Origin of the sequence: Nocardia pseudovaccinii NBRC 100343, from assembly GCF_001613225.1 — a bacterium.
Lineage (GTDB): Bacteria > Actinomycetota > Actinomycetes > Mycobacteriales > Mycobacteriaceae > Nocardia > Nocardia pseudovaccinii.
Map to the genome: position 1 here is coordinate 1 of NZ_BDBY01000115.1, position 8,145 is coordinate 8,145.

8 protein-coding genes and 1 pseudogene are annotated in these 8,145 nt (G+C 65.2%); 2 read left to right on the forward strand and 7 right to left on the reverse strand.

Features of this window, described 5'->3' with window-relative positions:
* Positions 1 to 425 (reverse strand): annotated as a pseudogene (locus NP3_RS13485) (hypothetical protein); the annotation flags it as partial.
* Positions 426 to 544: 119 nt separating this feature from the next.
* Here NP3_RS13485 and NP3_RS13490 point away from each other — a divergent pair.
* Complete coding sequence (locus NP3_RS13490) at positions 545 to 1,138, forward strand: TetR/AcrR family transcriptional regulator (RefSeq protein WP_157124292.1); 594 nt, start codon at positions 545 to 547, stop codon at positions 1,136 to 1,138.
* On the opposite strand, the gene NP3_RS13495 is transcribed toward NP3_RS13490, so the two are convergent.
* Positions 1,139 to 1,585, reverse strand: a complete 447-nt coding sequence (locus NP3_RS13495) for a cupin domain-containing protein (protein WP_063041205.1) — start codon at positions 1,583 to 1,585, stop codon at positions 1,139 to 1,141.
* A 188-nt stretch (positions 1,586 to 1,773) separates the two neighbouring features.
* Here NP3_RS13495 and NP3_RS13500 point away from each other — a divergent pair, with 188 nt between their 5' ends.
* A complete protein-coding gene (locus tag NP3_RS13500; protein WP_157124293.1) occupies positions 1,774 to 3,474 on the forward strand; it encodes a metallophosphoesterase in 1,701 nt (566 codons plus the stop codon).
* A gap of 4 nt (positions 3,475 to 3,478) precedes the next feature.
* Here NP3_RS13500 and NP3_RS13505 read toward each other — a convergent pair whose 3' ends face one another.
* The 5 genes from NP3_RS13505 to narH all read right to left on the reverse strand — a co-directional run bounded on the left by NP3_RS13505 (position 3,479) and on the right by narH (position 8,137).
* The gene (locus tag NP3_RS13505) at positions 3,479 to 3,817 is read right to left on the reverse strand and encodes a TfoX/Sxy family protein (RefSeq protein WP_063041207.1); all 339 of its coding nucleotides are present in this window, start codon (positions 3,815 to 3,817) and stop codon (positions 3,479 to 3,481) included.
* Positions 3,818 to 3,852: 35 nt separating this feature from the next.
* Positions 3,853 to 4,827, reverse strand: coding sequence for an alpha/beta hydrolase (locus NP3_RS13510; protein ID WP_063041209.1), 975 nt, complete (start codon positions 4,825 to 4,827; stop codon positions 3,853 to 3,855).
* 139 nt (positions 4,828 to 4,966) lie between these two features.
* A complete protein-coding gene (gene narI / locus NP3_RS13515; RefSeq protein ID WP_063041211.1) occupies positions 4,967 to 5,707 on the reverse strand; it encodes a respiratory nitrate reductase subunit gamma in 741 nt (246 codons plus the stop codon).
* Positions 5,704 to 6,384 (reverse strand): nitrate reductase molybdenum cofactor assembly chaperone, encoded by a 681-nt coding sequence (gene narJ / locus NP3_RS13520; RefSeq protein ID WP_063041217.1) that lies wholly within the window; start codon positions 6,382 to 6,384, stop codon positions 5,704 to 5,706. Before narJ ends, narI begins: the two co-directional genes overlap by 4 nt.
* A gap of 25 nt (positions 6,385 to 6,409) precedes the next feature.
* A complete protein-coding gene (gene narH, locus NP3_RS13525) occupies positions 6,410 to 8,137 on the reverse strand; it encodes a nitrate reductase subunit beta (RefSeq protein WP_063041213.1) in 1,728 nt (575 codons plus the stop codon).
* Between the last annotated feature and the right edge of the window lie 8 nt (positions 8,138 to 8,145).

Genomic DNA, 8,145 nt, shown 5'->3' on the forward strand with positions numbered 1-8,145 from the left:
CCGATCTGCTCGCGCGGCCGATCCGGTCGCAGCAGTAGCTCGAGCCGCTCATCGATATCGCGGCCGGGCAGGAATCCGTGGTTCATCAGACTCAGTTCCGCGCCGGTCACGAAGACGACCTCGGCTCCATGCTGTCTCAGTCGTTCCGCGCGCTCGGCGCAGTCGGCGAACAGCGCGAGCACGTCCTCGGGTTCGAGCTCCAGCGGATAGGGCGAGAACCAGACCTCGAGGCCGAGTTCGGCGGCGTAGGCCGCGGCGAGCTCGATCCGATCCGGATCGCCGCCCATTACACGTATTGCGTTGCAGTGCAGGTCATCTCGGATGATGCGGAGCTCCCGCCGGACCTCCGCCGCGTCGAACGGCTGCCGGGACAGCCCGCTTTTGCCGAGGAAGCCGGTGCTGTAACTGATGCCTTTTGCGCGCATGGTGCATTCCTTCGATTGAACTGAGTTAAGGTACTTAACGTACCTTAACTCTTCGGTGGACACGCGTCGCGCTCTTGTTGAAAGGTACGATGAGTTTCGATCAGTGAAAGGTGGCAGGCGTGGAACAACTCGGGCAAACGCGGCGGCGTGGTCCAGCGCTCGAGGAGGCGATCCTGCGCGCTGCCGCGGACGAGCTGACCGAATCCGGATACGCCGGACTGACCATGGACAGAGTCGCGATCCGCGCGGGCACCAATAAGAACGCCATCTACCGCCGCTGGCCGAATCGCCTCGCACTCGGCATCGCCGCCTACCGGCAGCTGACCACCGCCGTTCAGCCCCCCGATACCGGCAACCTACGCGAGGACGTACTCGAGATGCTCCGCCGCGGCAACCGACATTGGAGCTCACCTCTCGGCGCGGTCATGCGGGACTTATTGGCGGCGGCCGGTGGCGCGGCGGAACTGCTCGCGCAGCTCCCCGAGCACTCCACGGACTCCGGTGCCGCCACCTGGCTGACCATTCTCGGCCGCGCGGTCGCACGCGGCGAGGCCGCACCCGAGGCGCTGCATCCACGGGTCGCCACAGTGGCGATCGTTCTGTTGCGCAACGAATTCGTGCTGCGGGGGATCCCCACCGCGCCCGATGATGTCCTCGTCGAAATCGTCGACGAGGTATACCTGCCGCTGGTGCGGCAGCGGTCACCGAACTAACTACGCGCAGTCGGGGGCGTCGGCGTCTTCGAAGAGCGGCTTCCCGGTGGGTGGCGCGTAGACAACGTCGAGGACGAGCGGGTCGGGGCCGAGATTGCGGCCGATGTGCACGTTCCAGGCGCCCTCGGGTTCGTAGATGAAATCGCCGGTGTGGAAGACCGGGGCCACGCAGTCGGGGCCCGGATGGGTGAGGGTGCCCGAGCGGACGAAGCCGAAGACCGGACCGTAGTGATAGTGCCAGCCGGTGGAACCGCCTGGCGCGATGGTGATTTCGCGGACGACGAGATCGGTGCCCGCGACGAACGGCAGCAGGCCCGCGGGAATCTGCGCTTGGGCGAGGGTGACCGCGGTGATATCGGTACCGGGCGTCGCATGTGCGGTCGCGGCACCGAATACGGAACCGCCCAGGACGACCGCCACGGCCGCCGCACGCGTAAATGACGTCATCGCCGCAGCCTAGTCCGGAAGGCGCCGCCGAAAAAGGGGTGAGATCGCCGCTGCCGCTGGGGCATTCGTTCGTTTTGGGCGAATTGCGTAGCTATCGTTTCGTGAGGTCCGGAGAGTTCACGAATTGTTCGTGCGTGGGAAGCGGTGCCGAGTTGCGTGATGCGCTGGGGCCGTAGAGCATCGGTGCCGTGCCGTCGAATCCGATGAACCCCGCTGGCGATCTTCCGGATACCGGAATTCCCGCTGCCAACGCCGCCCATATGACCATGGACGAGCAGCACGAGTGGCATCGGAACTACCTACGTCGGCACCCGGTCTCCCGGCGCAATGTGCTCCGCGGTACCGCGGCGGCCGCCGCGGTCGCGGCCGTCGGCACCTCACCGTTCGGCAGGCGCGCCTACGCCGAAGATGCGCAGCTCGCGGTCGGCGGCCGACGTGTCGGATACGGAGCGGATGCGACGAGTCAGCTCCGGTTCGCTGGTCAACTGTCCCGGCAACCGGCCGGTACCAAGGTTTTCCTGGACCACGGCCCGACGCCCGCGCTCGGCGGCACTATCGAGGCCGAGGTTCGTAATCTGCTGACCCAGGTCCCCTCCGCCGACGGCGGTGTCCTGGCGGCCGAACAGTTCTACGTGCACGCCCCCGTCGACGGCCTACCCGGACGCGTGCCGCACTTCTATCGCTGGCGCACCTCCGACGGCTTCACCGGCGATATCCGAGCCGCCGCACCCGCGATGCCGAGTGCGCGTAGCGCGATCCTGCCGTTCCGGTTCACCATGATGGGCGATCAGGGCACCGACGAGACTCCGGCGCTGCCGCAGGGCACCGTGCCCGGCGACTACGACGATAAGTACTACAAGGCCGATAACGATCCGAACGCGCCGCACGCGAGCAATGTGCTGCGCCAAATCGCCGCCGCCAAACCGGATTTCCACATTCTCGCCGGTGATATCGCCTACGCCGACCCGTCCGGCGGGGGCAAGCCGAACGAATTCGTCGCCAGCGGCGCGAAGCTCGAATCCGGGTTCGACAAGTACAACCCCTACGTCTGGGATGTCTACTTCGGCGCCATCGAACGCAGTGCCGCCGAGACGCCGTGGATGTTCGCCACCGGCAACCACGATATGGAAGCGACCTACGGCCAGCACGGCTACGGCGGACATCTGGCGCGGTTGGATTTCCCCGGCAACGGCCCCGCGGGTTGCCCGTCGGCGTATTCGTTCACCTACGGCAATGTCGCGGTGCTCTCGCTCGACGCCAATGACGTGAGCTATGAGATCAAGGCCAATACCGGGTATTCCGGTGGGGCGCAGACGAGTTGGGTGGAGCGCACTCTCGCCGCCTACCGCGCGGACCCGAATATCGACTTCCTGGTCTGCTTCTTCCACCACTGCGCGTACTCGACCACCGACGCCCATGCCAGCGACGGCGGCGTGCGCGATGCGTGGGCCGGATTGTTCGACCGGTATCAGGTGGATCTGGTGCTGCAGGGCCACAATCACGTCTACGAACGCACGGATCCGATCCGCGCCGGGGCCGCGACCAGGATCGCCGCGGACAATTCGATCGTCTACCCGGATACCGACGGCACGGTCTACTACACCGTCGGCGGTGGTGGCCGACCGCGCTACGACTTCCAGCCCGGTTCGCAGGAAACGTTCCGCGGCCACGAATTACCGGACACCACGGTCCCGAACAGCTATGTGTGGACCGCGTCCGGTGGCAAACAGGACGAAGCGGCTTCCTGGTCGCGAGTGCGGTTCCGCAACTACTCGTTCCTGCGCGTGGATGTCCGCCCCGGCATCTTCGCCAGCGAAATGGATGTGGTCGCGGTGGACGAATACGGTCGGGAATTCGACAAACTCACCTTCCGCCGACTGGTCCACTGAGCCGCTATTTCTCCTTCGGCGGCAGCGAACGCGCATAGCTGACGCCGCGGTCGACCCATTCATCGAGCGCTTCGTCATCGGCGACGGCCACGCCGTCGACCCGCAGCCAGTTGTGCATTTCGCGACCGCCCATCACCATCGTGCCGACGTATTCACGGGCGAGCAGGATGGTGCTCTCCTGCGGGTCGACGCGGACGAGCAGACCACCCGTCCGGCTCGCTGCCACCGCCATATTGCCGTTGATCAGGAAGGCGAGCCCGCCGAACATCTTCTTTTCGCTCACGTCGGGTGTCGGGTCGATCAGCTCCCGGATCCGATCGGCGAGCACTTTGTCATAGGCCATACCGCATTGTCGACCAGGGCACCGACAAGTGTCGGCTATGCGCCCAGCGCGGCGGCGAACAGCGGCCAGGACTGGTGGAGGTCGTCCTGCCAGTACGACCAGGCGTGCGTGCCCGCCGGACGGAGATTCACGGTGGCGGGTATGCCTGCCTCGGCCAGCCGGTCCACGAAGGGGCCGGTGCAGCCATCGATGACGGTCTCCATCACACCGCCGACCAGCATTCGGTCGAGCAGCCGGACCGGATTGCCATCGATGCCGACATCGCCGAGGGTTTCGTGCACGCCCGGCGCGCCATTGCCCGACGAGACGTAGAGCGCCAAGCCGCGCAGCCGGTCTACGTGCAGCATCGGATCGTGTGCGGCCCAGGCCGGATTGTCCGGGGCACCCCACATGTTGCCCGCATTCGCGCCGAAGACCGCGAGCTGGGAGTGCAGATAGGCGATGGCGGCGGGGTCACTGGTGCGCGGGCAGCCGCTGTAGGCACCCACAGCCTGATACATGCCGGGCGCGCCGATGGCCAGATTCAGTGCCGAGGTCGCCGACATCGACAGGCCCGCAACGGCATTGCGCCCGGTCATACCGAAACGCGAACCCAGCAGCGGCGGCAGCTCCTTGGTCAGGAACGTCGTCCACTTGTTGCGGCCCAGGACCGGATCGTCGTCGAGCCAATCGGTGTAGTAACTCGCTCGCCCACTCATCGGCACGATCACATTGACATTCTTATCCGCGAAGAAATCCGCGACATCCGTGCGGCGCGTCCACGGTCCGCCGTCCTCGCCGCCGTCGATCGCATTGAGAAGATAGAGCGCGGGCGCACCTGTACCGGGATGCGACATCCACAGTGTGATGGGCCGATTCATCGCCGCCGAATGGACCACGACCTCGAACTCTCGCCCGCCGAGCGGCCGGACATCGAGGATCTGGGCGCCGGGATCGGCTCCGGCGGTTACCGGAATGGTCGCGGCGCAGACCGCCAACAGGAAAACCAGGCATCGCACTAGCCGGTACATGGGTCGAATTCCTATCACGGCCATGGGCATGTCCTCGGGATTCGACGAGCGTGTTTGCCGGGAAAGCACACAGCCCCGCTCTCCCGATCAGGGAGGACGGGGCTGCGGGGCATCGGGTGAGAAGACCCGAACTCAGGGGTCAGCGCCAGGTTTCGGGCGTGACGGGGGCATCCCAGGCACGCGCGTAGCGGCGCTTGTCCGGGGCGTTGGATTCCTTTGCGCGGTACACGATGTACGGCCGGGTCAGGTAGCCGACGGGCGCACTGAACATGTGGACCAGACGGGTGTAGGGCCAGATGGCGATGAGCGTCAGCACGACGAGACCGTGCAGCTGGAAGGTCCACGGCGTGCCGACCATCAGCTCGGGTTCCGGATGTACCGTGAAAAGGCTACGGAACCACGGGGATACGGTCTCGCGATAGTTGTAGGTGCCCCACAGCAGATTGCTGCCCCAGGTATTGAGCAGACCGGTGATCAGCGCGGCGGCCAGCAGCACATACATGAGCTGGTCATTGCGCGTGGTGGCCTTGCGGACGGCGGGGACAGTGATGCGGCGGAAGAGCAGGATGGCGACGCCGAGAATGACCGCGAGTCCGGCGACCGAACCCGCCGCGACCGCGACCACATGGTAGGTGTGCTCGGAGATGCCGACGGCGTCGGTCCAGGACTCCGGGATCAGCACGCCGAGCACGTGCCCGCCGATGACCCCGAGCATGCCGAAGTGGAACAGCGGGCTGCCAAGCCGCAGCAGACGGCTCTCGTAGATCTGGGAAGATCGTGTGGTCCAACCGAATTGGTCATTGCGATAGCGCCACAGGTGGCCGAGCACGAACGAGGTGAAGGCCACGTAGGGCAGCGTCATCCAGAAGGCGGTGGTCATCGGCGGGCTTCCGATCCGTCGAACAGCGATGGGTCCATGGCGAAGGGATCGAGACCGACCTCTTCCTCGGGCGGTCCCTGGGCGGCGAGTTCGGCTATTCGACGCCGATCGGCAGTGGTCAGCGGCGGCAGGGTGGCGACGACGGCCGCCAGCACTCCGGCATACGGGGAGTCGTTGTCTACCAGAGAAAGTCGCAGGAGTTCGATCACCGGAACGTGTTCGCCCAGCAGACGCTCACCGCCGATCGGGTCGACGGTCGCGGCGAATTCCAGCAGCACCGGCAGGTGGTCGGGCAATTCCTCGTCACCGAGTTCGACACCGGCGTGCCGGTAGGCGTGCTTGAACCGCAACAGCGCCATACCGCGTTTGCGGGTGTCACCGTAGGCGTAGAACGTCAGGTGCATGCTGGAACGGCGGCGCATATCGAAGGTTTCGACGTACTGCTGGGCCAGCGTGATCGGTGGGGTGGCGCGCAGATGGTGAATGAATTCCAGCAGCGGCGCGCCTACCACGTCCGGCAATTGCGTTGCGGCATCGTCGATCTGATCGACGGTCGCCAGCATCTGCTCGCTCGGATAGTCGAGCAGCAGGGCGGCGATCCGCCACACCAGGCGGCAATCGCGCTCGGACAGCTGAGCGACGGGCTCGGGCCTGCGGCGCACCTTCAGCAGTGCCATCATGCGCCCCCGGGGGTCAGCGGATTCATTTCGTCGCTCCGGTCGGCGTCGGGGTGACAGAACCGTTGGTCGAGCCATTCGTGGCAACACCGTTTTTCGCCGAACCGTTGGTCCCGTTCGAACCATTGGTTCCGTTCGCACCGTGCCCATTGGCCCCATTGCCATTGCGCGCGGTCGGCAGCAGTCCGTCGGTATTGCGGCCGTCCCAGTTCAGCAAATTGATCCGATTCGACTTCTCCTCCGGCGCAGCGCCATTGGTATCGGTCAGATGGAACTTCTCCACCATCGTGTCGAATGCCGTCATACCCGGCCCGCCGTCGGTATCGAGGCTGCATCCGGTCGCCAGCGAATCCAGTTCGTGCGCCTGTGTAGTCGCACCGTGCGGAATCACGTACCGGTGTTCGTATTTCGCGATGGCCAGCAGCCGGTACATCGCCTCGATCTCCTCCGGCTCCAGTCGCACCGACGGTGCGATCGACGGATCCGGTTCCATACCGAGATTCACCGAGCGCATGAACGACCGCATGGCCGCCAGCCGCTGCAGCGACGCCCGCACCGGCCCGATCTCACCGGCGGTGAACAGTTCGGCCAGGTACTCGACCGGAATGCGCAGTGCGTCGATGGCGCCGAACAGATTCGACGCGTCCTCGGCATCGTGTCCGGTCTCGGAGAGCACATCCACCACCGGCGACAGCGGCGGCACGTACCAAACCATCGGCATGGTGCGGTATTCCGGATGCAGCGGCAACGCGATCTGGTAATCGACGATCAGTTTGTAGACCGGCGAATTCTGCGCGGCCTCGATCCACTCCGGCGAGATCCCGGCCCGCTCGGCCTCCGCGATCACCCGAGGATCATGCGGATTGAGGAACACTCCGAGCTGTGAGGGGTACAGATCCTTGGTTTCGGTGACCGAGGCCGCCGCCTGCACGGCATCCGCGTCGTACAGCATGACGCCGATGTAGCGGAGCCGACCGACGCACGTCTCCGAACAGACCGTCGGAATACCGACTTCCACGCGCGGGTAGCAGAACGTGCACTTCTCCGCCTTGCCCGTCTTGTGGTTGAAGTAGATTTTCTTGTACGGGCAGCCGCTGACGCACTGTCGCCAGCCACGGCATTTGTCCTGGTCGACGAGCACGATGCCGTCTTCGGACCGCTTGTAGATCGCACCCGACGGGCACGAGGCCACACATGACGGATTGAGGCAGTGCTCGCAGATCCGCGGCAGGTAGAACATGAAGGTCTGTTCGAACTCCAGCTTCACCTGATCCGACAGCTTGGCCAGCAGCGGGTCCTTACCGACCTGCTCCGGTCCGGAGCCCAGGTCGTCATCCCAGTTGGCGCCCCAGGTGATCTTCGTATCCTGACCGGTGATCAGCGATTTCGGCCGCGCGACCGGACTGGTGTCCATGGCGGGCGCGGACAGCAGGTTGTCGTAGTCGTAGCTCCACGGCTCGTAGTAGTCCGAGACCGTGGGCAGGTCTGGATTGGCGAAGATATTGAGCAGCCGCTTCAATCGCGAGCCCGACTTCAGGGTCAGCTTGCCGCGCTTGTTGAGCGTCCAGCCGCCCTTCCACTTCTCCTGGTCCTGGTACTGCCGTGGATAACCCTGTCCGGGACGGGTTTCCACATTGTTGAACCACATGTACTCGGTGCCGCCGCGGTTGGTCCACGCCTGCTTGCAGGTGACACTGCAGGTGTGACACCCGATGCACTTGTCCAGGTTCATCACCATGGCCATCTGTGCCATGACACGCA

Bases quoted from the DNA above. Each gene is read 5' to 3' on its own strand.
- NP3_RS13495 (WP_063041205.1), bottom strand. From the start codon at position 1,585: ATGACGTCATTTACGCGTGCGGCGGCCGTGGCGGTCGTCCTGGGCGGT.
- NP3_RS13505 (WP_063041207.1), bottom strand. From the start codon at position 3,817: ATGGCCTATGACAAAGTGCTCGCCGATCGGATCCGGGAGCTGATCGAC.
- NP3_RS13510 (WP_063041209.1), bottom strand. From the start codon at position 4,827: ATGTACCGGCTAGTGCGATGCCTGGTTTTCCTGTTGGCGGTCTGCGCC.
- narI (WP_063041211.1), bottom strand. From the start codon at position 5,707: ATGACCACCGCCTTCTGGATGACGCTGCCCTACGTGGCCTTCACCTCG.
- narJ (WP_063041217.1), bottom strand. From the start codon at position 6,384: ATGGCACTGCTGAAGGTGCGCCGCAGGCCCGAGCCCGTCGCTCAGCTG.
- narH (WP_063041213.1), bottom strand. From the start codon at position 8,137: ATGGCACAGATGGCCATGGTGATGAACCTGGACAAGTGCATCGGGTGT.